The sequence below is a fragment of the Rhizobium terrae genome (assembly GCF_003425685.1).
In the GTDB taxonomy this organism is placed as follows: domain Bacteria; phylum Pseudomonadota; class Alphaproteobacteria; order Rhizobiales; family Rhizobiaceae; genus Neorhizobium; species Neorhizobium terrae.
Map to the genome: position 1 here is coordinate 83,997 of NZ_QJKM01000011.1, position 22,477 is coordinate 106,473.

A 22,477-nucleotide genomic window follows, 5' to 3' on the forward strand; every position below is an offset into this window, starting at 1 on the left:
GCGTCTCTTCAGAGGCTTCGGGAAGGCGGCAGAATAGATTATTCTTTGACAGCCGCAATGACAGTGCGTGGATGAATGCGGTCCTGGCGATGTCGCCGTTCAGATTCGGCGCGACAATATTGCCGAAATCCAGGGATGAGCAGTGCAGTCTTCGAGATCATTGAAGAGAACTCCCTCCCATCCGAACTCATTGGCAGCCGCGACAACCGCTTCTGAGTCGTCGAAGAAAAGAGGCGGCTCGTCTTGTGGGCCGAGTATCCTCGCTGCTCCCTCGAAGAACCCCCGGCTGGGTTTCAACTCGCCAAGCCGAGCGGCATGGAGCATGTCATCGAATAGATTCTCGAAGCCATGCCTATTCCAAAGGTGGAACGCGCGCATGTGCTCTTGATTGGTCGCAACATAGAAACGGGCATGTCCTGTTCGCCGAAGGTGACGGACGACATCCAGCAATTGCAGGTTAAGATGACTGTCGCGGTTCAGCCAGTAGCTGGCTACGATAAAGGGCGAGCCATGAAAGCCCAATTGCGGAAGGATTTCCTCAAGAGCTGAGATTAGCGCCTTTCCTCCCGTAAGAACCTCTTTCTCGAATACCTGTTTGATGAAGAGATCACGGAAAGCCGAAGGATCGATCCCGAGGTCGGCGAGCAGGTGTTCGTCCCAGCGCCGACGACGCTCCACCTGCCCCGTGTAGCCATGAACAAGAACGCCATCGACATCAAAAAGAACCGATCTCAATCCCGCTACCCTCGCGTATATCTCTCCTGAGACAAGTCGTTCCATGATCTGTTCGCCGATGCAATCGACCCCTCAGGCCCACTTCTCCGCGGAGCGGCTATGGATATATGCCAAACAGCGGGATCTCCCTGAAGTGCCCGACATAGCGTCACTGATGGCTCACCAGTTCCAGTCTTCGATATCCCCTGATTTTGCACTGCGCGTGTGCTACACCAACCCCAATTGAGCTCCGGCAAAGGGTGGACGAGTTCAAAGATGCGCTTTGAGACCGAATTGCTGCAAATCGCTAAACCTCGTGCTTCTCACGCCACCTATATCCACGGCAGTATCTTCCATTTGACGATCCCAGACATAGGCGGCCGCGCGAAGCTTATATGCAACGGATGCCAATGGCTGGTGGTGGATGAGAGCGGCACGGTCGTTCTGCATGACGAGGACGCTTTTTCAGACGCCGTTATTGATCGCGTCTTCGCCGGGCAAACATTGCATCTGCTACGGGCAGGACCGACTCTGCTCACTCTTCGCCTGGATCGTTCCCATTTTCATGCCTTCACCACCGAAGACTACCACCTTTATCTTCATGACGGCGTCGCCCTGAGGTCGGTGGCGTGGCAAAAAACTCCCACCGCCGCGCGGGCAAGCTTCATGTTGTTTCGTCCGATGCAGGTCCCGGTTACCTATGAGTTCGAAGATTACTGCGACTTGAGCTCTGAACCCTGGGCTGAAGCCTATCTTGAGGCGCAGAGTGCGGCCTCTACTGGCTGTCCTTAAGGACCGATGTTAAACCTTCTTCAGAAACGGTTACGGTTCACCACCGAAAGCGGTCCTTCCCGGAGGGCGGTGGCGAGCAGCTGCCGAGGTACTTCGTCCGCATCGGCCCAATTAAGTTCCCTACCACTCCCGCCATTCCGCAGTGATATCTTCATCATCCCGGAGGGTGAAACCCGCCGCCTTTACCACCGTGTCGATGAAGACGCCGAGCTCGTCGCGCTCCAGCGTTTCGATCATCCCGCTTGTGCCGTTGATCTCGTTGATCAACAGAATAACGTCCCTGACTGCCGTCCGAATGGCCTGCGCGTCTGCTTTTCCCGTGGCCTCCTTCACTTTATCGACAAAGGTATTCAGTCCCATTTCAGCCTTGGCTATATCTGCCTCGTTGAAAAGCTCGTCACCCTCGGCCATGGCTTCTCGCCAGCGAGAGGTCGGAATCTGGTTTCGCAATGCTTCAACCTTGCTCCCATTACCGGGCCCGATCTTATGTTTGAGCGGGAATCGCTTTCCTCGCTTGGCCTGGAGAGGCCCCCGTTCGGCCTGCATTAGGTAAACTGCCACGACCCGCAAATCCGCGTCATATTTAGCGATAACAACCATATCCCCGACAGCATGTGAGTGAACGAAGCGTTCTGTTGAATATTCCGGCAGCGAGCTACTCTTGCCCTCCCGAAACGGACCCGCCCCCAGCTTTACTGAAACGACGTCGCTGCTGTCTCCGAACACCAGACCGAATGGCAGTGTTGCCTGGTAGGGGCGTTGCACCGACCTGATCGCGTCCGGACCGGTAAAGGACAGCCTGGTAACAATCATTTCCTCATCGTCCGGCAGGTTTCTTGATCGTACCCCCTCGAAATGAGTCTCGTATGAGAGAAGGCTTTCGACCGTGAGACCAAAACCGCTGTCGAAACCGCCGAAGAATCCAATTTCCGAATTTTTATGAAAATCAACAGAGTCCAGCTTTTCGTGATCGGCTAGGTACGACACGACCACAGGGTCGGCGATGCTGCGACCGAGTATATCGAAATGATCCATCCTCATCCTTTCACCAAGACGTCGCATCCCATATTACGATAAGATCTGCTGGACAAACTCGCCCGCCTGGCGTGAGAAATTCAATGTGTCGGGATGGGCATTGCTGCCTTGACCAGTCGCATCCAGTATGTGGCACCGGATAGTATCGCGGCATCGTTGAAGTCATAGGCGGGATCATGCGGACCGGCCATGGTGCCATTGCCAAGGAGCGCGATGTTGCCTGGCCGTTGTTCCAGCATGAACGCGAAATCCTCGGAGCCGATGAGCTGCGGATGGTCGAGATCAACGGCATTGAACCCCATGACGGCACGGGCGACTTCCACTGCCAGCGCCGTTTCGGCTGGATGGTTGACGACTACGGGAAACAAACCCCTGAACACGACCGTCGCGATTGCTCCGTAGGATGACGCAATTCCGTCCGCTATGCCGATGATGCGCCGCGGTATGGTATCCCGCACCTCGGGCGCGAACCAGCGGGCCCGCGCGTCTCGCTCGACCGAACGAAGATACCTCCCGGCTGTCCTCCTTGGAACGACCTGAACGAGATTACGCCGCTCTCTAACAGATGGACATTCCGAGCGACGATCGTTGGCAGGGCAATGAGGATGTTGGCGGCAGGAAGCATCAGATCTTGGAGAGAGCCTGGTCGAGGTCGGCGATGATATCGGCGGGATCCTCGATGCCGATTGATAGCCGGACGACGTCGGGACCTGCGCCGGCGGCAATCTGCTGTTCCTTGGTCAACTGCCGATGCGTGGTCGATGCGGGATGAATGACCAGCGAGCGGGTATCGCCGATATTGGCCAGATGCGAGAAAAGCTGCAGCCCTTCAACGAGAGCCTTGCCGGCCTCGTAACCGCCCTTCACGCCGAAGGTGAAGACCGCACCGGCACCTTTGGGAGAATAACGCTGCTGCAGGGCGTGGTTCGGGTCGTCGTCCAGACCGGCATAACTGACCCAGCCGATCTTCGGATGCTTCTTCAGCCATCCCGCGGCGGCAAGCGCATTGTCGCAATGGCGCTGCATCCTGAGCGGCAGCGTCTCGATGCCGGTCAGGATCATGAAAGCGTTGAATGGCGAAATCGCAGGGCCGAGATCGCGCAAGCCCAGCACGCGTGCGGCGATCGCAAACGCGAAATTGCCGAAGGTCTGGTGCAGGACGACGCCCGCATATTCCGGGCGCGGCTCCGACAGCATCGGGTAATTGCCGGATTTCGACCAGTCGAACGTGCCGCCGTCGACGATGACGCCGCCCATCGAATTGCCGTGGCCGCCTAAAAATTTCGTCAGCGAATGAATGACGATATCGGCACCGTGCTCCAGCGGCCGCACGAGATAGGGGCTCGCCATCGTATTGTCGACGATTAGCGGAATGCCGCGCCGTTGGGCGATCTCGGCAATCGCGGCGATATCCACGAACGTGCCGCCGGGGTTGGCGAGGCTCTCGATGAAGATGGCGCGGGTGCGCCCGTCGATCTGAGATTCGAAGCTTACGGGATCGCTGGTATCGGCCCAGCGTACCTGCCAGTCGAAGCTCTTGAAGGCATTACCGAACTGGTTGATCGAACCGCCGTAGAGCTGGCGGGCGGCGACGAAATTATCACCCGGGCGCATGATCGTATGAAAGGTCAGCATCTGCGCCGCATGGCCGGAGGCGACGGCGAGCGCCGCCGTACCGCCTTCGAGCGCGGCAACCCGTTCTTCCAGCACCGCCTGGGTGGGGTTCATGATGCGGGTATAGATGTTGCCGAACTGCTGCAGCCCGAAAAGTGCTGCGGCATGATCCGCATCGTTGAAGACGAAAGACGTCGTCTGGTAGATCGGCGTCGCCCGCGCACCGGTCGTCGGATCGGGCTGCGCGCCCGCATGGACCGCCAGCGTCGAAAATCCCGGATTGATCGTCGGCATATATTCCCTCCACTTGAAATGGCAAAGCTTATGACGCCGTAACAGACCCCGGCGATTGATCGGGATCAAGGCATATCGTTTCGCGAAGCCTAACCTCCTTGAAATAGAGAGGAGTTTTCCGATGGACAACATGGTCGCCACCCCTGAAAATCTCACCGACAGGCTGAAGCGCTGGTGTACCACGGCGTGGGAAGCCCTCGGCGAAGCCAAGCTTCTGGCCAGCCTCGACGACGAGACCGTCAAGCTTCTCGCCCAGGATTGCGCCTTGTCCGAACAGGAACTGCGCGACCTCATCCGCAAAGGTCCGCATGCCGCCGACGAGATGCTCAAGCTGATGAAGCTGCTCGGCATCGACGCGGCGGAAGCCAAGCTCGCGGAGCCGGCCGAATTTCGCGAGATGCACGTCACCTGCGCCCATTGCCGGGAAAAATCCCGCTGTCGGCGGGAGCTTGCCAATGGGATGGCCAAAACCGACTTTCCCGAATATTGCGGCAATGCCGACCTGCTTCTCGACATGCGGGCACGGCCGGAATTGCGGTCGGAATAGTCGTCAGGCGACCAGCCGCGGATATTCGATCGCGGGGCAGCGGTCCATGACGACCTTGATGCCGGCGGCTTCCGCCTTCGCGGCCGCCTCGTCGTCGCGGACACTCAGCTGCCCCCAGATCACCTTGGGCCGCGTTTCGAGCGCAATCGCCTCCTCGACGACGCCAGAAAGATATTCGGCCGCTCGAAAAACATCGACCATGTCGACCGGCTGCGGCACATCCGCAAGGGTCGCATAGACGGTCTGCCCCAGGATCTGCTTGCCCGCCTGCCCCGGATTGACCGGAAACACCTGATATCCCTTGGAGAGCAGGAAGCCCATGACGCGGTTGCTCGGCCGGTCGGCATTCGGCGAAGCGCCAAGAAGCGCAATGGTCTTCACTGACGTCAAAATTTCGGCGATGTATGCATTGTCGTAGCGATCATGGTTCATGACGACGGGCTCCCGTTGTGACGCGGCGCTTGCACCACGTCCTGCAAACCTATGTAAGTTGGCATTCGGCAAAAAGCATTGCGGGCAGTGAAAAAATCCGGCAGCCCTCACTCTCGACCCGAACAGGTTGCGAAATATCCGTTCGGCCAGAGGTTGGACGCCTGCTCGAACAGAAAAAGTCACAACCGCTACAGTTTGGGTCTATCGGCGCGTGAAACTTGTTCCGCGAATGTTCCCGCAATTTTCCACTTCCGTACAGCGCATATTAGGATCATCTTATAGTTGAATTAGCTCGAACTACTATTCGTGATCCATCATAACTTGCAGAAGGGCCGTTTTGTCCGTTTTCGGTATGCCTCAGACGCATGTACGTCATAAAAGTCGAGTATGGCAGGCAATTTTTGATCAACCCGCCTTTTCTCCTGGAATGGAGATGATATTCGGCGATTTATGACAAGCCTGAGAACCGCAGCGTCGCTGAGATCACAGGTTGTATACAAGGTTTCACTTGATGAAACCCGACGAGGATACGGGATGAAAACAGTGGCAATCCGGCGCATCGATCGGCTAACAAGGAGTAACCGTGCGAGCCCTCGAAAGGCAGGCCATGCAGCCCATCATGACGATCGGGGATATTCATGACTTCCTCGACCGCGAGTTTCCGCAGATTCATGCCGATGGACGTATGCTGGTCGTCACGGATATCGGCCCCGGCCGGCTGACCATGCGCTTTGCGCCGAACGAGCGGCATCTGCGACCCGGCAACACGATCTCCGGTCCGTCGATGGTGATGCTCGCGGATGTCGCGGCTTATGCGGTGATCCTCGCGCATGTCGGCCCGGTCGCACTGGCGGTAACCACCAGCCTCAACATCAACTTCCTGCGCAAGCCGAAACTCGCACCCCTCTCCTGCGAGTGCAGGATATTAAAACTCGGTAAGCGGCTTGCGGTGATCGATATCCTGCTGATGCAGGAAAATGCGGAAGGGCCGGCGGCGCAGGCGACCGCGACCTATTCGATTCCGCCGCGATAAATTGTGGTATTATAAAACCACATAACTAAGCAATTGAATTTGCTTGATCTATTTTTCGGCGCGACAAAGTCGTTGCCTTGACCCGTCTCACCGCTGCCGGTATAAGCCGCCGCAGATTGCGGGCTTTCCCTGGCCGGCATTCTTTTGTCGGTCATGTCCGGCAATTCAAGCAACAAGAAACGCCCTTGCATCCGGTCTTCGGTTGTCCAGGGTCCAGATGAAAGAAGAGAACCATGTCAACCTTCGTTCAGAAGCCCGCCGAGGTGGAGAAGAAGTGGGTGATCATCGATGCCGAAGGCCTCGTTGTCGGTCGCCTCGCCACCATCGTTGCCAACCGTCTGCGCGGCAAGCACAAGGCCACCTACACCCCCCACGTCGATGATGGCGACAACGTCATCGTCATCAACGCGGAAAAGGTCGCCTTCACCGGCAAGAAATATTCCGACAAAGTCTATTACTGGCACACCGGCTATCCGGGTGGCATCAAGGAGCGCACCGCGCGCCAGATCATCGAAGGCCGCTTCCCGGAGCGCGTCATCGAGAAGGCCGTTGAGCGCATGATCCCCCGCGGCCCGCTCGGCCGTCGCCAGATGAAGAACCTGCGCGTCTACGCCGGTTCCAACCATCCCCATGAAGCACAGCAGCCGGTCGCTCTCGACGTGGCTTCGTTGAACAAGAAGAACGTAAGGAGCGCCTGATCATGGCCGATCTTTCCTCCCTGAAGGACCTCGCGCCGGCTTCGGAAGCCGCTGCCCCGGTTCATGTCCGCAAGGTCGATACCCTCGGCCGCTCCTACGCGACCGGCAAGCGCAAGAACGCCGTCGCCCGCGTTTGGGTCAAGGCCGGCACCGGCAAGATCACGGTCAACGGCCGTGACTTCTCGGCCTACTTCGCCCGCCCGGTCCTGCAAATGATCCTGCAGCAGCCGATCGTCGCCGCTGCCCGTTCCGGCCAATTCGACATCGTCGCGACCGTCGCCGGCGGTGGCCTCTCCGGTCAGGCCGGCGCCGTGCGCCACGGCCTTTCCAAGGCGCTGACCTATTTCGAGCCGGGCCTGCGCTCGGTCCTCAAGAAGGGTGGCTTCCTGACCCGCGACAGCCGCGTCGTCGAGCGTAAGAAGTATGGCAAGGCCAAGGCCCGCCGCTCCTTCCAGTTCTCCAAGCGTTAATCGCTTCGGGATATTCGGATTTCAGAAGGCGGGGTTTCGGCTCCGCCTTTTCGTTTGCCGGTGTTGCTCATATCGGCAGTTCGGTGGTCGATTTCAGTTCGCGTAGGACGAAGCTGGACACCACGTTGCGCACATGTGGATTGCGCATCAGGTGGCGGGTCATGAAGGCTTCATAGGCCTCGACATCGCGTGCCCTGATCTTCAGCATGTAATCGAAGGTTCCGGACAGCGCGTAACATTCCATGATCTCTGGCCGGTCACGCACGACCGTGGCAAAGGCCTCGATCGCCTCCTCGTGGTGATCTTCCAGCGTCACATGCGCGACGATGCAGAGCTTGAGGTCGAGTTTTGCCGGATCAAGAAGCGCCACCCGTTTTCGGATGACGCCTTCGGCCTCCAGTTCCTGGATCTTGCGCCAGGCGGTGCTTTGCGACATGCCGGCCTTCTCCGCCAATTCGGCGAGGGACGCGACATCCCCCGTCTGCACGAGTTGCAAAAGCTTACGAGCGGCCTGCAGATTTTCTTTCATGACGAGCCCTCCTCCCGGAATATTCTCCCATTATTTAACCTCAATCCGGCGAAGCTGAAATGATTACCCGCATTTTCCGAGATATGATGGTGATCTGACAGCCGGCGGCTGGAGCCCCCCGGTTCATTCCATCAAGGAACGGAAGTCATCAAACGGGAGGTCGCTCATGAGCAAGCAAAGTACCTATACGGCCGCCCTGCCGGACGAAGACGGCGTCTATCGCTATACGAGCGAAGAAGACGGGATCTGGAGCGAGCTCTACCGGCGCCAGATGACGCTTTTGGCCGACAAGGCCTGCCGGGAATATCTGGACGGGGTCAACGTACTCGGGCTGAAACCGGACAAGGTTCCTCAGCTTCGCGATGTCGATCGACGCCTCAATGAGACGACCGGTTTCGGCGTGGAGGGCGTGCCCGCTCTCATTCCGCCATCGCGGTTTTACGAACTGCTGTCGCAGGGCAAGTTTCCACTGGCGACGTTCATCCGCCGCCGCGAGCATATCGACTATATCGAGGAGCCGGATATCTTCCACGAGGTCTTCGGCCACTGCCCGCTGCTGACCAACCGGAGTTATGCCAATTTCGTTCGCCGCTTCGGCGAAAAAGCCGTTGGGCTCGGCAAAGAATATTCCTGGCACCTGTTTCGGATCTTCTGGTTCACCGTCGAATTCGGTCTTATCGAAACGCCGCAGGGACGCCGCTGTTTCGGTGCCGGCATCGTCTCCTCCCCCAACGAAACACGGGCTGCAATGGAGGGCACGGCATGCGAATTCCGGCCCTTCGACCTGATGACGGTGCTCAGGACACCCTACCGCATCGATATCGTCCAGCCGATCTACTACGTCATCGACAGCTTTGCGCAGCTAGAATCGATCATCGAGGAGGATATCGGCGCCCGCATCAGGCAAGCCAAGGCGCTTGGGGATTTTCCGCCGATGTTCGAAGCCAAGGCTTCCTGAGCGGGTGAAAATCTGCTTCGTCCGGGCTTGCGTTGCCGGGACTTATTGTCCAACGTCCCGCCACCCGATGACGGAGGGACGCCATGGCAAACAAGTCGATCGACCATGCCTTCACTGCAACGAGCCTGACCTCGGCGGCGTCAGATCCGACCTTCGCCGGCGTGCTGTCCTTCATGCGCCGCCGCTTCACAAAGGATCTGACGGGCGTCGATACCGTTGTCTGGGGCATTCCCTTCGATGCCGCGACCTCCAACCGGCCGGGCGCGCGGTTCGGGCCGCAGGCGATCCGCCGCGCCTCGGCGATTTTCGACAACGATCCGCAATACCCCTTCGATCGCGATCTCTTCGCGCAGATGGCCGTCATAGATTACGGCGACTGCCTGCTCGACTACGGCAACCACCAGAAAACGCCGGGAACGATCGAAGAAGAGGCTGCGAAGATCCTTGCGAGCGGTGCCTTCCTGCTCACCCTCGGCGGCGACCACTACGTCACCTGGCCGCTGCTCAAGGCGCATGCCGCCAGGCACGGGCCGATGGCGCTGGTGCAGTTCGACGCCCATCAGGATACCTGGCTGGACGACGACGGCCGCATCGACCATGGGTCCTTCGTGGCACGGGCGGTGCGTGCCGGCCTCATCGACCCGGCGCACTCGATCCAGGTTGGCATTCGCACCCACGCTCCCGAGGACTTCGGGCTCCGCCTCCTCTACGGCCATCAGGTCGAGGAAATGACCGCGGCCGAGATCGCCGGGTTGATCCTCGACCACACCGGCGGCCGTCCCGCCTATCTCACCTTCGATATCGATTGCCTCGATCCGGCTTTCGCGCCCGGCACCGGCACGCCGGTGGCGGGCGGCCCGTCGAGTGCCAAGATCCTCTCGGTCCTGCGCAAGCTCGGAGGCCTCGATGTCCGCGGCGCCGACGTCGTCGAGGTTGCGCCGGCTTACGATCATGCCGATATAACCGCCATTGCGGGGGCGACCGTTGCAATGTATATGCTCGGCCTCCATGCGGAACGATTGGCCCAAGGGTCAACCGCGCGTTAATTTTCTGATTCAATCGGCTGGTAAACTGAATCCAGCAATCAACCCAAGGCACTGATCTTACAGGACAAAGACAATGGCAGCTCCGAAAATCTTCATCGACGGCGAACACGGCACCACGGGACTGCAGATCCGCACCCGCATGGCCGGCCGCCGAGATGTCGAGCTGCTGTCGATCCCGGAAGCCGAACGGCGCAACGCCGCCATGCGGGAAGACCTCTTGAACAGCGCCGATATCGCCATCCTCTGCCTGCCGGACGATGCCTCGCGGGAAGCCGTGGCAATGCTCGCCGGCAACAACAAGGTGCGGGTGATCGACACTTCGACAGCCTTCCGGATCGATCCTTCCTGGGCATATGGCTTTGCCGAGATGGACAAGGCGCAGGCCGACAAGATCAAGTCCGCGCGGCATGTCGCCAATCCGGGCTGCTATCCGACCGGTGCGATCGCTCTCATTCGGCCGTTGCGTGCCGCCGGCATCCTGCCGGACGGCTATCCGGTCTCGGTCAATGCGGTTTCGGGTTACACGGGCGGCGGCAAGCAGTTGATCGGCCAGATGGAAGACCAGTCCCGCGACGACGCGATCAGCGCCAACAATTTCCTCTACGGCCTGAACCTCAAGCACAAGCATGTGCCGGAGATGAAGATCCACGGCCAGCTTGACCGTGCGCCGATCTTCTCGCCGTCGGTCGGCCGCTTCGCGCAGGGGATGATCGTCCAGGTGCCGCTCTTCCTGGAAGACCTCAAGGACGGCGCGACGATGGACAGCATCCACCAGGTGCTCGTCGAGCATTATGCCGGCCAGGACATCGTCACCGTGGTGCCGCTCGAGGAAAGCAAGGCTCTGCCGCGCGTCGATGCAGAGGAACTGGTCAATCAGGATACGATGAAGCTCTTCGTATTCGGCACGCCTGGCGCTCCGCATGTCAATCTGGTGGCCCTGCTCGACAATCTCGGCAAGGGCGCCTCGGGTGCGGCCGTCCAGAACATGGACCTGATGCTTTCGGCCTGATGACCGCAAGCACGCCGTTCTTTCCCGCCGAGTGGCGGATCGAGAGCGCAAGCCAGATCGCAGATACGGTCGCCGGCACGGTCTTCGAAGTGACGCGTGCCGGCGGCGAAGTCGATGTCGTCAAGGTTTTGAAAGAAAAGGTGCTGGGGGACAGTCTCCGCGGCGCCGATTTCATAACGTGGCGGGATGGCGTCGGATGCATTCGCCTGATTGCCCGCTCGCAAAACATGCTGCTGATGGAGCATGCCGGCAAGGTGACGCTGCGCGACCACATGGACGTGCATGGTGATATGGAAGCGACCCGGATCGCCGCCGAGGTGCTGAAGGAATATCATCGTCCTTGCGATGTCCGGCCGCCGGCAAGCCTGCTGCCCCTTCCCTGCTATTTCGCCAGCCTGTTCAGGAAGGCGGAAGAAGAGCGCGGGTACGGCGTATCCAGCCCCTTCACGGAAGCCGCCGACCTGGCACAGGCGCTGATTGCCGACCAGCGGGATATCAGGCCGCTGCATGGCGACCTGCATCACGAGAACATCATGCTCGGCCCGCGCGGCTGGCTGATCATCGATCCCGCCGGGCTGATCGGCGATGCGGCGCTCGATGTCGCCAACATGTTTTCCAATCCGCTCGACCGGTTCGACCTTACTCGCAGCGAGGAGCGGATCGCGTCGATGGCGGAGATCTTCGCCGAAACGCTCGGCCGCGACGTCCGCACCATCCTGCGCTACGCCTTCGCCTATGGCTGCCTCTCCGCCTCGTGGCATGAGGAAGACGGCAATATCGGCGATCGCGACGACGAACTTGCCGTCGCCGCCGCAGTCCACAACGTCCTGAGCCAAGTCTAAGCGATCGGCGCCGGCACGAAAAGCTGCTTCACGCCGAGGTTGAGCACGAGCTTTTCTCCTGGCCCGTGGACGGCGGCAAACAGCAGGCCGGCCAGGAAGGTGAAGTGGTCGACGAAGAAGCCGAATTCCGCTTGGTTGCCTTCCCAGTGGCTGGGGCCATGGAAGGCGAAGGCCAGGAAGACGACATAGACGCCGGCAAGCAGGGCCGCTTCCGAGAAGAATGCGCCGGTTAGAAAGGCAGCCGCCAGCCCCACCTCGAAGATCGCGGCCATCCAGGCCAGAAACAGCGGGAACGGAAAGCCGGCGCCTGCAATGTAACCCGCGGTCGCCTGCATGTCGATGAACTTGAAGGTCGTCGCCATGACGAACAGGCCGCCGAAGATCAGCCTTGCGACGAGAATTGCGATTGTCCTTGCCATTGTCCTGTCTCCTCTTCCTGGCCGCAGCCGCTTGATGATACCCCAAGGACGGACAAAGCAGGCTTTTGCCGACAGCATGCGTGATTTTTCTTCCCGCAAAAAAGGCGAGCGGACATCAATCCTTCCAGATGGACGCCTGAAACTCAGCTTCGTTCGACGATCGCCGTTTCCGGTGCATATTCACCGATGAAGCCGCGCCAGTGGGCGATCGCAAAACCGAGCACGACCAGCGCGCCGGCCTGATGGGTCAGCGCCAGATGCAGCGGCACCTGCAATACGAGCGTCGCGATACCGAGGACGGCCTGAAGCAGGATCAGGCAGAAGAGCAGAACCGAGCGGCGCGCATGCGTGCTGCCGGGCGCCCGTTTCAGCATCACTGCCATGTGCCAGAGCGCCGCGGCGAACAGGACATAGGCGCCGATCCGGTGCACGAACTGCACGGTCTTGGGGTTTTCGAAGAGGTTGATCCACCATGGCTGCTGCAGGAAGAGATCGCTCGGGATCACGGCGCCGTCCATCAGCGGCCAGGTGTTGTAGGTGAAACCGGCGTCGAGGCCGGCGACCAATGCGCCGAGATAGATCTGGAAGAGCGACAATAGGGCGACCAGCACAGCGCCCGCCTTTGCCCGTCCCTCCGGCGCGATGTCGTCGCTATGCGGCGAAAGCCCGCGCATGATCCAGACGCAGGCCGCGAAGATCAAACAGGCCATGACGAGATGGGTTGCAAGGCGGTATTGCGAAACGCTGACGAGCTTGGTGAGGCCGGAGGAGACCATCCACCAGCCGATGAACCCCTGGAAGCCGCCGAGCGCCAGGACGCCGACCAGCGGCCAGCGCAGGCGTTTTTCGATGCGGCCCGTCGCCCAGAAGAAGATCAGCGGCAGAGCGAAGATCACGCCGATCGAACGCGCCAGGAACCGGTGCGCCCATTCCCACCAAAAGATCGACTTGAACTCGTCGACGGTCATATCCCTGTTGATCTGCTGATATTGCGGGATGCGTTGGTAGAGTTGGAATTCCTCCTGCCATTCCTCGGCCGAAAGCGGCGGAATGACGCCGTGGATCGGCTTCCATTCGGTGATCGACAGGCCTGAATCGGTGAGCCGGGTGGCGCCGCCGACCAGCACCAGACAGAAGAGCGTGAAGACGACAACGCCGAGCCAGATGCGCACCGCTCTGCGGTCGCGCTCGCGGCGCTTGGTGTGTTTGATGACGTCGATGATCACTGCATCGGTCGCGGACATGGGCAGGCTCCGCCAAAAGGACGCATATGGCCACTGGGCCGGCGTCTATGAGCATTTCGCGTTGCTTTGCCCCATCGACCCGTGCAAAACAAGCCCCGGCGGTTTGCGGCATGCAGTCGCGGCCACGCAATCCGGCCGGCGGTCGTGCAAAGGAGAAAGCGTTTTGGTCCCGCGTTTGAGAAGTTTCATCGGCACCATTCTGATCATCATTCTGGTGATCGTCTATGCGCTGGCCGCCACGACCTTCGCGACGCTGCTTCTCGCCACCTCGCCCTGGTGGGTGCATTTCCTTTATTTCCTCATCAGCGGCCTATTGTGGATCCTGCCGGCCATGGTGATCATCAAGTGGATGGCAGGATCAAAGCCCAGGCAGTAGGCCGTTTTACCGGCGGTTAACCAGCAACCGCAGTTCCACCCCGCGTCACCCACCCGGTAAACCGATTGTTGGCACCCCCGCCCTATCTTGCCCGGCAAACGGCAGAAGCGGGCAAGGCCATGCAGCAGCGCAAATTCCATCACGAAGACGAAGTCGCCGAAGCGCCCGACGCAAACGTTCACCACAAGGCGATCCGGTTTTTCGAACTGACAGTCTCCGTCGCGGCCGATGTTCGCGCCGTCGAGGCCGAATGGCGCCATCTCGAAAGTCTCCCGAGAAATTCCCTGCATCAGGGGTTCGACTGGTGCCTTGCCTGGGCTGAAGCGCATGCGAGGGAACTTGCGATCGTCGAAGGCCGCGCCGACGATCGGGCGCTGTTCATCCTGCCATTGGAAATCGTGTCGGAACAGGGTGTGCGGATTGCACGCTTCCCCGGCGACCGGTTCAATAATATCAATACAGGCCTCTTCGATACCGATCTCATCGTGCCGGACGCCGAGGAACTGCAGAACCTCGCTTATACCCTGAAACAGGCTCTCAAGGATCGCGCCGACCTGATCCTGCTCGACAACATCCCGCTCGATTGGCGCGGTACGCGGCATCCGCTATCCGGACTGGCGTCGATCGAGAACCAGAACCATTCCTTCCAACTGCCGCTCTTTTCAAATTTCGAAGCGACGCTCGCGCAACTCAACGCCAAGAGCCGCCGCAAGAAATTCCGATCCTCCAGCCGCAAGCTGGAAGCGATCGGCGGCCACGACCATGTCATAGCCACGCAGGAAAACGAAGCCCACCGTCTGCTCGACCTGTTCTTCCAGCAGAAGGGCGAAAGGCTCAAGATGTTCGGCCTGCCGGATGTCTTTCAGTCCCCGGAAATCCGAGCTTTCTTCCACCGTCTGCTGGACGTCCGGGCAAGCGGCCACGATACGCCACTGACCCTTCACGCCATTCGTCTGCGCGGCGAACACGAGGGGCATATCGCGGCAATCGCCGGCCTGTCTCGCAAGGGCGATCATGTCATCTGCCAGTTCAGTTCGATCGACGAAACCATCTGCCCGGAAGCGAGCCCCGGGGAGATGCTGTTCTGGCTGATGATCGAGAAGTCGTGCCGGGACGGAGCGGCGATCTTCGATTTCGGCGTCGGCGACCAGCCCTACAAGCGCAACTGGTGCAAGCAGGAAACGGTGCAACACGACATCCTTCTACCCCTCACTTGGAAAGGATCGCTGATGGTCCCGCTGCTGATCGCGGTGACGAAGGCGAAGGCGGCGATCAAACGCAATCCGCATCTTTATGCGATGGCGCAGCGCTGGCGGTCCCGCCAGTGCCCCAAGGCGCCGGAAGCGACAACCTCCGACGCGGAATAATGCCTACGCCGCGCGGCGACGGCGGGACTTCGGCGAATGCCGGTCGCCGGTCTCGGCCATGACCAGCAGATTGCTGTACCCGGCCTCTTCGAAATCCGTCACCAGCTTTGCGACGTCTTCATCGCTGAAGCCCGGGACCGAAAGAACGATCTCCGCCATTGCGTTGCGCGTCAGGCGCGAAATGCCGGCGATCTCGGCCGGTCCGCATTCGATGAGCACGAGGTCGTAGGCATCGGCCAGCGCATCGATGATCATCGTCAGGCGATCGACGCCACGCATGGCGCGGGCGGGATCGGATGCGCCGTGCGGGATGATATGGGCATCCGAAAGCCGGTCCGGGTGGATCGCGTCGCCGAATGCGGTCTCGCCGCACAGGAGGTCGGTAATGCCCGGCAGTTTCGGGTTTTCCGCCATCAACCGCGTCGGGCAGGCGGAACCCGTCATGTCGACGAGGACGACGGTGCGGCCACGGCTGGCGATCTCGCGCGCCAGCATGACGGTTGCCGTCGAGCCTTCGTCACCGCCCGGAGAAATACCGATCGCAACCGGGATGTCGTAGCGCTGCAAATAATGCGCGACGGAATCGATGGTGAAGCCCCGGTCATCAGATTCAGCGCCGGCTGCGGCTTCTTCCTTCGTCTCACGGCTTGCGACGCTTTTGGCAAACTCCTCCTCGGCCTTCGCTTGGGAAGTCGCCGCAGCGATCCTCGATCCTTCACGGACCTGTTCCGGCCGGTCGAAGCGCTGAGCTTCAGCCTGCATCTGATGGACCGCGAGAGGAGCGGCGGGCGCTGCGTCCGCGAGAGCATCATCTTCGCCTGCGCGAACGCCGGAGGGCCGGAGCGCCCGGCCCGAGAAGAGTTCGACGATGATAACGATCAGGCAACCGAAGATGAAGGTGACGAGCGAGACGACGATGACGATTGGGATGATCTTCGGGAAATAGGGTTCGGAAGGCTCGACGGCCCGCGACACGACGCGCGCATCGGCAGGGCTCGAATTGCCCTCGAGGCGGGAGGTCGCCTCGCGGTACCGGGCGAGGTAGGTCTCGAGAAGCTGGCGCTGGGCGGCGGCCTCGCGCTCGAGCGCGCGCAGACCCACCTCCTCTTCGCCGGCCTTGGCGGAATCCGCCTTCAGGCCGTTCAGCTGTGCCATCAGCTGACGTTCGCGGATGCGCGACACTTCCGCCTCGCTGTCGAGGCTGCCGAGAATCTTCTTCGTTTCGCTTTCGATCTGCTGGCGGATGCCGGCAAGCTGCGCACGCAGGCCTTTGAGGCGGGGATGCCCCTCCAGCAAGGATGTCGACTGGTCGGAAATCTGGGCCTGGAGATTGGCTTCCGCCTCCTTCAGCCGCTGGATCACCTGCGAACCGACGACATCGCCCAGCGAGTCCGGCGCCCGGCCGGCCTTCAGCGCATTGCGGACATTTTCCGCCCGGGCTTCGGCATTGGCCCGCTCGCCGCGGACCCTCGCAAGCTCGGTGGAGATGTCGTTCAACTGCTGGGTCGAAAAACTGTTGGTCTCGGTCGTCTGGAAAAGACCATTGGAAGAACGGTAGTCCGCCACTTTCTTTTCCGCGTCCTTGACCCTCTGCGTCAGGCTGGCGATCTCGGGCTCGAGCCATTTGGCCGTCTCGGAGTGCGTGTCGAGCTTGGCGCCGCTCTGGATCCGTAGATAGGCCTCGGCCATCTTGTTTGGGATGTCGGCTGCGAGCTTCGGATCGTGCGAGGAAAATTCGATGGCGATGACGCGCGAATTCTCCACCGGATAAACCTGCAGCTTGTCGCGGAATTCCTGGATCACCCGGTCTTCCGGGTCCAGCTTCATGGGGTCCTGCTTGAGGCCGATCAACACCAGCGGATCGGGAAACATCGACTGGGCCGCCGGATCGAATTCCTTGAGTTTTGCAAGATTAAGGTCCCGCGCCACCCGCTTGATGAGGTCGGTCGACTGGAGAAGCTGCGCCTGACTGGTGATGTTGAGCGAATCGAGAAGCGGATCGTTCGCCTGCGCGGCGGCCTCCCCTCCCGAAAGGTTCGGCGAGCGGGATTCGATCAGGAGCCGTGTCTCGCCCTTGTAGCTCGGCTTCATCAGGCTCGTTCCGACGAGAGCGACGGCAGCGGCGATCACCGTCGCGCCGATGATCCTGACCTTGCACTCCCAGACCGCCGAAATGATCCGGCCGAGGTCGATATCCACGTCCTGATTGCCACCGTTTACGCCTGACATGATACGCTCCAACTCATCGGTTTCGGCGAATGGTAAAGGATCATGGTAACTTGAGCGTTAATGCCCTTCCCGACCGGGTCGGGACACAAAAATCCCCGCCTCTTTACCGGGCATTAACCCTAACGGATCGATAACGGGCACAGATGGTATGAACAGCCGGAGCCCGGAACGCGAAAATGTCCTTCGCCCCTTTCACACGTGTGATGGCCAGAACCGTGCTTGCGCTCGCCGCGGCCGCGACGGTGCTCGGCGGCTGCACGAGTTATGCGCCGGCACCGAAGAGCTTTCAGGAAGCGACGATCCAGCCCTACCGCCTCGACAGCGGCGACCGGTTGCGCGTGAGCGTCTTCGACCAGCCCGGCCTCACCAATACCTATACCGTCGATCAGGCAGGCTACGTAGCCTTCCCGCTGATCGGCCAGGTGGCCGCGCGCGGCCAGACGCTGCCGGCGCTGGAAGCGTCGATCGCATCCCGCCTCAAGCAGGGCTACCTGCGCGATCCCGACGTTACGATCGAGGTCGATCGCTACCGGCCGGTCTTCGTCATGGGCGAAGTCGGCCGTCCCGGGCAATATTCCTACGTACCGGGAATGACCGCCCAGAACGCCATCGCGATTGCCGGCGGCTTCACGTCGCGCGGCAACCAGCGCGATGTCGACGTCACCCGCAAGATCAACGCTCAAGTCATCACCGGCAGAACCAGCATTTCGGCTCCAGTGCTCGCGGGCGATACGATCTACGTCCGCGAACGGCTCTTCTGATCGCACCATGAGCGAAAGCGGCCCCTTGCGGATACTGCATTGCTTCCGGTCGCCGGTGGGCGGCATCTTCCGGCACGTGCGCGATCTCGTCGAGGAGCATCGGGCAGCCGGCCACGAAATCGGCATCCTCTGCGACAGTTCCACCGGAGGGGCGCATGAGGACCGGCTGTTCGACAGCATAAGGCCGCTGCTTTCACTCGGTCTCCTGCGCATTCCGATGGACCGCTCGATCAAGCCGTCCGACCTCATCGCCATCTACAGGAGCTATAGACATATCAAGAGCTTGCAGCCGAATATCCTGCACGGGCACGGCGCCAAGGGTGGCGCGATCGCCCGGCTGATCGGTTCAGCCCTGCGGGTCAACAAGTATCGCGTAGCCCGCCTTTATTCGCCGCATGGCGGCAGCCTGCACTTCGATCGATCGAGCCTTTCCGGCCAGGCCGTGCTGCGCCTGGAACGCGTCCAGGAACATCTGGGAGACGCGCTGGTCTTCGTCTGCGACTACGAGCGGCGGACCTACGAAGCGAAGGTTGGCACGCCGCGCAAGGTCAGCAAGGTCATCTACAACGGCATCAAGGATGCAGAGTTCGAGACCATTGCGACCGATCAGACGGCACCGCATTTCCTCTATATCGGCATGCTGCGCGACCTCAAAGGTCCCGATGTCTTCATCGACGCCTTCGCCCGCACCGAACGGGCGATCGGCCATCCGCTCTCGGCGCTGATGGTCGGCGACGGACCGGATCGTGATCGCTACGAGGCGATGATGGCCGAGCGCGGCCTCGGCCGACGCATCCAGATGCGCGCCGCCATGCCGGCGCGCGAAGCCTTCGGCATGGCGAAGATCGTCGTCGTCCCCTCGCGCGCCGAAGCCATGCCCTACATCGTGCTGGAAGCGCTTGCCGCAGGCAAGCCAGTGATCGCCTCGCGCGTCGGCGGCATTCCGGAAGTGCTGGGCGCGACGAGCGCGGCGCTCGCGACGCCCGGCGATGCGGAGGATCTCGCCCGGGTCATGACCGAAGCCGTCACCACGCCCGGCTGGCAGCAGCAGGTCATGCCGAAACCGGAGGCGTTCAAGGCGGTGTTTTCGGCATCCGTCATGGCGCGTGAAATGCTCGACCTGTATCAAAATCTACTCGCCTCGCTGCCTGTTTCCAGTCGCGGCTAAAGGCTTCCTTCACCTCTTTTTGCTAGTGGATTTCCATTGCTTCCAGGTCCGGCGAGACCTGACAGGCCGAGGGAACCGGGCAATGAGCCAGCCAAACACGTCCGAACAGTTCGATGTGGAGGACCTTCGCAAGAAGGTCTCGGAAATCCGTGGGAGCGACACGGGCCACGACCCGTCCGGCACCACGGTTCTCAATCCGCTCGCCCGCCAGATCGCCGAACAGTTCCGCAGCGACAGTACGTCTCCGACGATGCTGATCGGCCAGTTCCGCCTGTTCGAACTCGCAGCCCTGCTCGGACTCGGGCTGTTGATCGGCGCGTTCGCCTCGCCGACCGATGTCACCGGCTTCTTCGCGCGCCTTGCGATCGTCGCATCGGGGTCCGCGCTCACGGTTTTGCTGCTGCAGGTCGCCGACACCTATCAAATCCCCTCCCTGCGGAGCGCGCGGCGCGCGGCGAAACGTGTTTTTATCGGTTGGACGATCGGTTTCACGCTGACGGCAGCCGCGCTCTACCTCGCGGAGGCAGAGGCCTATCCTCTCGCCGGCCTTGCTGCCTGGTTTGCGACCGGTGCGGGCTTCCTGTTCCTCGAACGCCAGCTCACCGCGTTTGCAATCCGCAACTGGGCGCGCAATGGCGTGATGGAGCGCCGTGCGGTGATCGTCGGCGGCGGCGAGCCTGCAAAACAACTCGTGCGCCAGCTCGAAGCGCAGCCGGACAACGACATCCGCATCTGCGGCATCTTCGACGACCGCAGCAGCGATCGCTCGCCGACGGTCGTCGCCGGCTATCCGAAGCTCGGGACATTCGCGGAACTGGTGGAATTCGCCCGCCTTGCCCGCATCGACATGCTGATCATCGCGCTTCCCGCCAGCGCCGAGCAGCGCATCCTGCAGCTCCTGCGCAAGCTCTGGGTCCTGCCGGTCGACATTCGGCTTGCGGCACATGCCAACCGGCTGCGCTTCCGTCCCCGCTCCTATTCGCATGTGGGCGCGGTGCCGATGTTCGACATTTTCGACAAGCCGATCCGCGACTGGGATTCGGTCGCCAAGCGCATCTTCGACATCGTCTTCTCGCTCGGCGCCATCGCCGCGCTTTGGCCGATCATGCTTGCCGCGGCGATCGCCGTGAAGACCACGTCCCAAGGGCCGGTCATCTTTCGCCAGAAACGCCACGGCTTCAACAACGAGGTCATCGAGGTCCTGAAGTTCCGCTCCATGTACACCAACATGAGCGACGCAACCGCGGTGAAAGCGGTCACCAAGGGCGATCCGCGCGTCACGCCGGTCGGCCGCTTCCTGCGCAAGTCGTCGATCGACGAGCTGCCGCAGCTCTTCAACGTGCTGCGCGGCCAGCTTTCGCTCGTCGGTCCGCGTCCGCACGCGGTGCACGCCCAAACGGGCGAACGCAAATATGTCGATGTGGTCGAGAGCTATTTCGCCCGCCACCGCGTCAAGCCCGGCGTCACAGGCTGGGCACAGATCAACGGCCTGCGTGGCGAACTCGACAGCGACGAGAAGATCCGTGCCCGTACCGCCTATGATCTCGATTATATCGAGAACTGGTCGCTGCTCTTCGACCTCAAGATCCTCTTCCTGACGCCGATCCGGCTGCTCAACACGGACAACGCCTATTGAGCGCGATCGCCCATAACAACGATCATTTCGACGGCCGGCTTGCCGCGCTCAGGCTGGCCGGCTCGGGTCTGATCGCCTTCGGCGTCTTCCTCTCCGGCTTCGTCATTTCCGAACCGGCGCCCTATGAACTGATCATGGTGGTGCAGATCGGCATCTGGTTCCTGCTGGGCCTGAAAATCTCGCGCACCGTCGCACCGCTCCTTGTGGCCCTCCTCACCTTCAACATGAGCGGCCTGTTCTCCATGTTCGTCATGAAGGACATGAGCGAGGCGCCGATGTATTTCGCCGTCTCGACCTTCCTGGCCTTGAGCTCGGTCTTCTACGCAGCAATCGTCGAGGACGACCACAGACGGCTGAACCTGATCTTCAAGGCCTGGGTGATCGCCGCGATCATCACGTCGCTGCTCGGTATCGCGGGTTATTTCAACGCGTTTCCGGGCGCGCACGTCTTCACCCGCTACAATCGCGCCATGGGCGCCTTCCAGGACCCGAACGTCTTCGGCCCTTATCTCGTCGCCCCCCTGCTCTATCTCCTTTACCGGATGCTCACGGGGCCGCTGGTCAAGGTTCCTCTCCTGATCCTCGGCATGCTCGTCCTGGCGCTCGGCATCTTCCTGTCCTTCTCACGCGCCGCCTGGGGCCTCCTGGTGTTTGCCGGCATCGCGCTCGTCATCGTGATGCTGCTGAAGGAGCGCACGACCGCATTCCGTTTCAAGATCCTGGCGATCGCCGGCGGCGCGGCGGTCTTCCTCGTGCTGGCGCTTGCCATTGCACTGCAGTTTCCGCAGATTTCCGATCTCTTCATGAACCGCGCCAAGCTGGTGCAGGAATATGACGGCGCCCGGCTTGGCCGTTTCGAACGCCACAAGATCGGTTTCCTGATGGCCATGGAACGGCCGCTCGGTCTCGGCCCCATGGCCTTCGGCAAGATCTTCGGCGAGGACGAGCACAATATCTGGCTGAAGACGCTGACGACCTATGGCTGGCTCGGCGCGATCACCTATCAGATCATGATCTGGTCGACGCTCTGGTTCGGCTTCCGTTACATGCTGCGCGAGCGTCCCTGGCAACCCTATCTGATGATCGCCTGGGTGATGATATTAGGACATGCGATCATCGGCAACGTCATCGATACCGACCACTGGCGGCATTTCTACCTCCTGCTCGGCATCGTATGGGGCTGCGTCGCGCTCGAGCATCGCTTCATGCGGTCACAGGGCATATCGAAGGCGCGCGTCCCGGCTTGACTTCCGGGAACAACGCT

Annotated in this window: 25 protein-coding genes; 15 read left to right on the forward strand and 10 right to left on the reverse strand. The window is 60.9% G+C overall.

The window, feature by feature from the left end; genetic code table 11:
• Positions 1-99: 99 nt before the first annotated feature.
• Positions 100-780, reverse strand: a complete 681-nt coding sequence (locus DMO26_RS20820; protein ID WP_117194079.1) for an HAD family hydrolase — start codon at positions 778-780, stop codon at positions 100-102.
• A gap of 210 nt (positions 781-990) precedes the next feature.
• Here DMO26_RS20820 and DMO26_RS20825 point away from each other — a divergent pair, with 210 nt between their 5' ends.
• On the forward strand, positions 991-1,506 hold the full coding sequence (locus DMO26_RS20825) for a hypothetical protein (protein WP_117194080.1): 516 nt from the start codon (positions 991-993) through the stop codon (positions 1,504-1,506).
• 120 nt (positions 1,507-1,626) lie between these two features.
• Here DMO26_RS20825 and DMO26_RS20830 read toward each other — a convergent pair whose 3' ends face one another.
• From DMO26_RS20830 to DMO26_RS20840, 3 genes are all read right to left on the reverse strand, one after another.
• Complete coding sequence (locus DMO26_RS20830; protein ID WP_117194081.1) at positions 1,627-2,541, reverse strand: hypothetical protein; 915 nt, start codon at positions 2,539-2,541, stop codon at positions 1,627-1,629.
• Between the two features lie 80 nt (positions 2,542-2,621).
• Entirely contained in the window at positions 2,622-2,921 is a 300-nt protein-coding gene (locus tag DMO26_RS33790; protein ID WP_162895003.1) for a M20/M25/M40 family metallo-hydrolase, read from the reverse strand.
• A 244-nt stretch (positions 2,922-3,165) separates the two neighbouring features.
• On the reverse strand, positions 3,166-4,449 hold the full coding sequence (locus tag DMO26_RS20840; protein WP_117194083.1) for an O-acetylhomoserine aminocarboxypropyltransferase: 1,284 nt from the start codon (positions 4,447-4,449) through the stop codon (positions 3,166-3,168).
• A gap of 121 nt (positions 4,450-4,570) precedes the next feature.
• On the opposite strand from DMO26_RS20840, the gene DMO26_RS20845 reads away from it, so the two are divergent.
• On the forward strand, positions 4,571-4,996 hold the full coding sequence (locus tag DMO26_RS20845; protein WP_117194084.1) for a DUF6455 family protein: 426 nt from the start codon (positions 4,571-4,573) through the stop codon (positions 4,994-4,996).
• Between the two features lie 3 nt (positions 4,997-4,999).
• Here the strand turns inward: DMO26_RS20845 and DMO26_RS20850 are convergent, their stop codons facing one another.
• Positions 5,000-5,428, reverse strand: a complete 429-nt coding sequence (locus DMO26_RS20850) for a CoA-binding protein (RefSeq protein ID WP_117194085.1) — start codon at positions 5,426-5,428, stop codon at positions 5,000-5,002.
• A gap of 607 nt (positions 5,429-6,035) precedes the next feature.
• Here DMO26_RS20850 and DMO26_RS20855 point away from each other — a divergent pair.
• The gene (locus tag DMO26_RS20855) at positions 6,036-6,461 is read left to right on the forward strand and encodes a PaaI family thioesterase (RefSeq protein ID WP_117194086.1); all 426 of its coding nucleotides are present in this window, start codon (positions 6,036-6,038) and stop codon (positions 6,459-6,461) included.
• Here DMO26_RS20855 and DMO26_RS33795 read toward each other — a convergent pair.
• On the reverse strand, positions 6,440-6,652 hold the full coding sequence (locus DMO26_RS33795; protein WP_162895004.1) for a hypothetical protein: 213 nt from the start codon (positions 6,650-6,652) through the stop codon (positions 6,440-6,442). The two genes, DMO26_RS20855 and DMO26_RS33795, sit on opposite strands and share 22 nt — an antisense overlap.
• Positions 6,653-6,694: 42 nt before the next feature.
• Here DMO26_RS33795 and rplM point away from each other — a divergent pair, with 42 nt between their 5' ends.
• The gene (gene rplM, locus DMO26_RS20860; RefSeq protein WP_117194087.1) at positions 6,695-7,159 is read left to right on the forward strand and encodes a 50S ribosomal protein L13; all 465 of its coding nucleotides are present in this window, start codon (positions 6,695-6,697) and stop codon (positions 7,157-7,159) included.
• A 2-nt stretch (positions 7,160-7,161) separates the two neighbouring features.
• The gene (rpsI, locus tag DMO26_RS20865; RefSeq protein WP_117194088.1) at positions 7,162-7,629 is read left to right on the forward strand and encodes a 30S ribosomal protein S9; all 468 of its coding nucleotides are present in this window, start codon (positions 7,162-7,164) and stop codon (positions 7,627-7,629) included.
• A 67-nt stretch (positions 7,630-7,696) separates the two neighbouring features.
• On the opposite strand, the gene DMO26_RS20870 is transcribed toward rpsI, so the two are convergent.
• Positions 7,697-8,158 (reverse strand): Lrp/AsnC family transcriptional regulator, encoded by a 462-nt coding sequence (locus DMO26_RS20870; protein WP_117194089.1) that lies wholly within the window; start codon positions 8,156-8,158, stop codon positions 7,697-7,699.
• A gap of 166 nt (positions 8,159-8,324) precedes the next feature.
• Between DMO26_RS20870 and DMO26_RS20875 the strand changes: the two genes are divergently transcribed.
• From DMO26_RS20875 to DMO26_RS20890, 4 genes are all read left to right on the forward strand, one after another.
• Entirely contained in the window at positions 8,325-9,116 is a 792-nt protein-coding gene (locus DMO26_RS20875) for a phenylalanine 4-monooxygenase (protein WP_117194090.1), read from the forward strand.
• An 83-nt stretch (positions 9,117-9,199) separates the two neighbouring features.
• On the forward strand, positions 9,200-10,162 hold the full coding sequence (speB, locus tag DMO26_RS20880; protein WP_117194091.1) for an agmatinase: 963 nt from the start codon (positions 9,200-9,202) through the stop codon (positions 10,160-10,162).
• 73 nt (positions 10,163-10,235) lie between these two features.
• A complete protein-coding gene (gene argC / locus DMO26_RS20885) occupies positions 10,236-11,171 on the forward strand; it encodes an N-acetyl-gamma-glutamyl-phosphate reductase (RefSeq protein ID WP_117194092.1) in 936 nt (311 codons plus the stop codon).
• On the forward strand, positions 11,171-12,013 hold the full coding sequence (locus DMO26_RS20890; protein WP_117194093.1) for an aminoglycoside phosphotransferase family protein: 843 nt from the start codon (positions 11,171-11,173) through the stop codon (positions 12,011-12,013). The genes argC and DMO26_RS20890 overlap by 1 nt, the downstream gene beginning before the upstream one ends.
• On the opposite strand, the gene DMO26_RS20895 is transcribed toward DMO26_RS20890, so the two are convergent.
• Together DMO26_RS20895 and DMO26_RS20900 are read right to left on the reverse strand one after the other, a co-directional pair.
• The gene (locus DMO26_RS20895; protein ID WP_117194094.1) at positions 12,010-12,432 is read right to left on the reverse strand and encodes a DoxX family protein; all 423 of its coding nucleotides are present in this window, start codon (positions 12,430-12,432) and stop codon (positions 12,010-12,012) included. The genes DMO26_RS20890 and DMO26_RS20895 overlap by 4 nt on opposite strands.
• Before the next feature lie 143 nt (positions 12,433-12,575).
• Positions 12,576-13,676: a COX15/CtaA family protein gene (locus DMO26_RS20900; RefSeq protein WP_117194095.1), complete on the reverse strand. Its 1,101-nt coding sequence runs from the start codon at positions 13,674-13,676 to the stop codon at positions 12,576-12,578.
• 163 nt (positions 13,677-13,839) lie between these two features.
• On the opposite strand from DMO26_RS20900, the gene DMO26_RS20905 reads away from it, so the two are divergent.
• Entirely contained in the window at positions 13,840-14,052 is a 213-nt protein-coding gene (locus DMO26_RS20905) for a DUF2842 domain-containing protein (RefSeq protein ID WP_117194256.1), read from the forward strand.
• A 65-nt stretch (positions 14,053-14,117) separates the two neighbouring features.
• Positions 14,118-15,419, forward strand: a complete 1,302-nt coding sequence (locus tag DMO26_RS20910) for a GNAT family N-acetyltransferase (protein WP_226951374.1) — start codon at positions 14,118-14,120, stop codon at positions 15,417-15,419.
• A gap of 3 nt (positions 15,420-15,422) precedes the next feature.
• On the opposite strand, the gene DMO26_RS20915 is transcribed toward DMO26_RS20910, so the two are convergent.
• Positions 15,423-17,648 carry a GumC family protein gene (locus DMO26_RS20915; protein ID WP_117194097.1) on the reverse strand — a complete coding sequence of 742 codons (2,226 nt, stop codon included), beginning with the start codon at positions 17,646-17,648 and terminating at the stop codon, positions 15,423-15,425.
• Positions 17,649-17,824: 176 nt separating this feature from the next.
• Between DMO26_RS20915 and DMO26_RS20920 the strand changes: the two genes are divergently transcribed.
• The 4 genes from DMO26_RS20920 (at position 17,825) to DMO26_RS20935 (ending at position 22,460) form a co-directional block, all read left to right on the forward strand.
• Entirely contained in the window at positions 17,825-18,409 is a 585-nt protein-coding gene (locus DMO26_RS20920) for a polysaccharide biosynthesis/export family protein (RefSeq protein WP_162895005.1), read from the forward strand.
• A 7-nt stretch (positions 18,410-18,416) separates the two neighbouring features.
• Positions 18,417-19,577 carry a glycosyltransferase family 4 protein gene (locus DMO26_RS20925; protein WP_117194099.1) on the forward strand — a complete coding sequence of 387 codons (1,161 nt, stop codon included), beginning with the start codon at positions 18,417-18,419 and terminating at the stop codon, positions 19,575-19,577.
• A gap of 82 nt (positions 19,578-19,659) precedes the next feature.
• Positions 19,660-21,213, forward strand: a complete 1,554-nt coding sequence (locus tag DMO26_RS20930; protein ID WP_117194100.1) for an undecaprenyl-phosphate glucose phosphotransferase — start codon at positions 19,660-19,662, stop codon at positions 21,211-21,213.
• Positions 21,210-22,460 carry an O-antigen ligase family protein gene (locus DMO26_RS20935; protein ID WP_117194101.1) on the forward strand — a complete coding sequence of 417 codons (1,251 nt, stop codon included), beginning with the start codon at positions 21,210-21,212 and terminating at the stop codon, positions 22,458-22,460. Before DMO26_RS20930 ends, DMO26_RS20935 begins: the two co-directional genes overlap by 4 nt.
• The last annotated feature ends 17 nt before the right edge of the window (positions 22,461-22,477 follow it).

What these genes read in the sequence shown, in the direction of transcription:
- DMO26_RS20925 (WP_117194099.1), top strand. Translation starts at nt 18,417, where the DNA reads ATGAGCGAAAGCGGCCCCTTGCGGATACTGCATTGCTTCCGGTCGCCG.
- DMO26_RS20900 (WP_117194095.1), bottom strand. Translation starts at nt 13,676, where the DNA reads ATGTCCGCGACCGATGCAGTGATCATCGACGTCATCAAACACACCAAG.
- DMO26_RS20875 (WP_117194090.1), top strand. Translation starts at nt 8,325, where the DNA reads ATGAGCAAGCAAAGTACCTATACGGCCGCCCTGCCGGACGAAGACGGC.
- DMO26_RS20915 (WP_117194097.1), bottom strand. Translation starts at nt 17,648, where the DNA reads ATGTCAGGCGTAAACGGTGGCAATCAGGACGTGGATATCGACCTCGGC.
- DMO26_RS20840 (WP_117194083.1), bottom strand. Translation starts at nt 4,449, where the DNA reads ATGCCGACGATCAATCCGGGATTTTCGACGCTGGCGGTCCATGCGGGC.
- DMO26_RS33795 (WP_162895004.1), bottom strand. Translation starts at nt 6,652, where the DNA reads ATGCAAGGGCGTTTCTTGTTGCTTGAATTGCCGGACATGACCGACAAA.
- rplM (WP_117194087.1), top strand. Translation starts at nt 6,695, where the DNA reads ATGTCAACCTTCGTTCAGAAGCCCGCCGAGGTGGAGAAGAAGTGGGTG.
- DMO26_RS20820 (WP_117194079.1), bottom strand. Translation starts at nt 780, where the DNA reads ATGGAACGACTTGTCTCAGGAGAGATATACGCGAGGGTAGCGGGATTG.
- DMO26_RS20825 (WP_117194080.1), top strand. Translation starts at nt 991, where the DNA reads ATGCGCTTTGAGACCGAATTGCTGCAAATCGCTAAACCTCGTGCTTCT.
- DMO26_RS20890 (WP_117194093.1), top strand. Translation starts at nt 11,171, where the DNA reads ATGACCGCAAGCACGCCGTTCTTTCCCGCCGAGTGGCGGATCGAGAGC.
- speB (WP_117194091.1), top strand. Translation starts at nt 9,200, where the DNA reads ATGGCAAACAAGTCGATCGACCATGCCTTCACTGCAACGAGCCTGACC.
- DMO26_RS20830 (WP_117194081.1), bottom strand. Translation starts at nt 2,541, where the DNA reads ATGGATCATTTCGATATACTCGGTCGCAGCATCGCCGACCCTGTGGTC.
- rpsI (WP_117194088.1), top strand. Translation starts at nt 7,162, where the DNA reads ATGGCCGATCTTTCCTCCCTGAAGGACCTCGCGCCGGCTTCGGAAGCC.
- DMO26_RS20895 (WP_117194094.1), bottom strand. Translation starts at nt 12,432, where the DNA reads ATGGCAAGGACAATCGCAATTCTCGTCGCAAGGCTGATCTTCGGCGGC.
- DMO26_RS20850 (WP_117194085.1), bottom strand. Translation starts at nt 5,428, where the DNA reads ATGAACCATGATCGCTACGACAATGCATACATCGCCGAAATTTTGACG.
- DMO26_RS20845 (WP_117194084.1), top strand. Translation starts at nt 4,571, where the DNA reads ATGGACAACATGGTCGCCACCCCTGAAAATCTCACCGACAGGCTGAAG.
- argC (WP_117194092.1), top strand. Translation starts at nt 10,236, where the DNA reads ATGGCAGCTCCGAAAATCTTCATCGACGGCGAACACGGCACCACGGGA.
- DMO26_RS20870 (WP_117194089.1), bottom strand. Translation starts at nt 8,158, where the DNA reads ATGAAAGAAAATCTGCAGGCCGCTCGTAAGCTTTTGCAACTCGTGCAG.
- DMO26_RS20920 (WP_162895005.1), top strand. Translation starts at nt 17,825, where the DNA reads ATGTCCTTCGCCCCTTTCACACGTGTGATGGCCAGAACCGTGCTTGCG.
- DMO26_RS20930 (WP_117194100.1), top strand. Translation starts at nt 19,660, where the DNA reads ATGAGCCAGCCAAACACGTCCGAACAGTTCGATGTGGAGGACCTTCGC.
- DMO26_RS20855 (WP_117194086.1), top strand. Translation starts at nt 6,036, where the DNA reads ATGCAGCCCATCATGACGATCGGGGATATTCATGACTTCCTCGACCGC.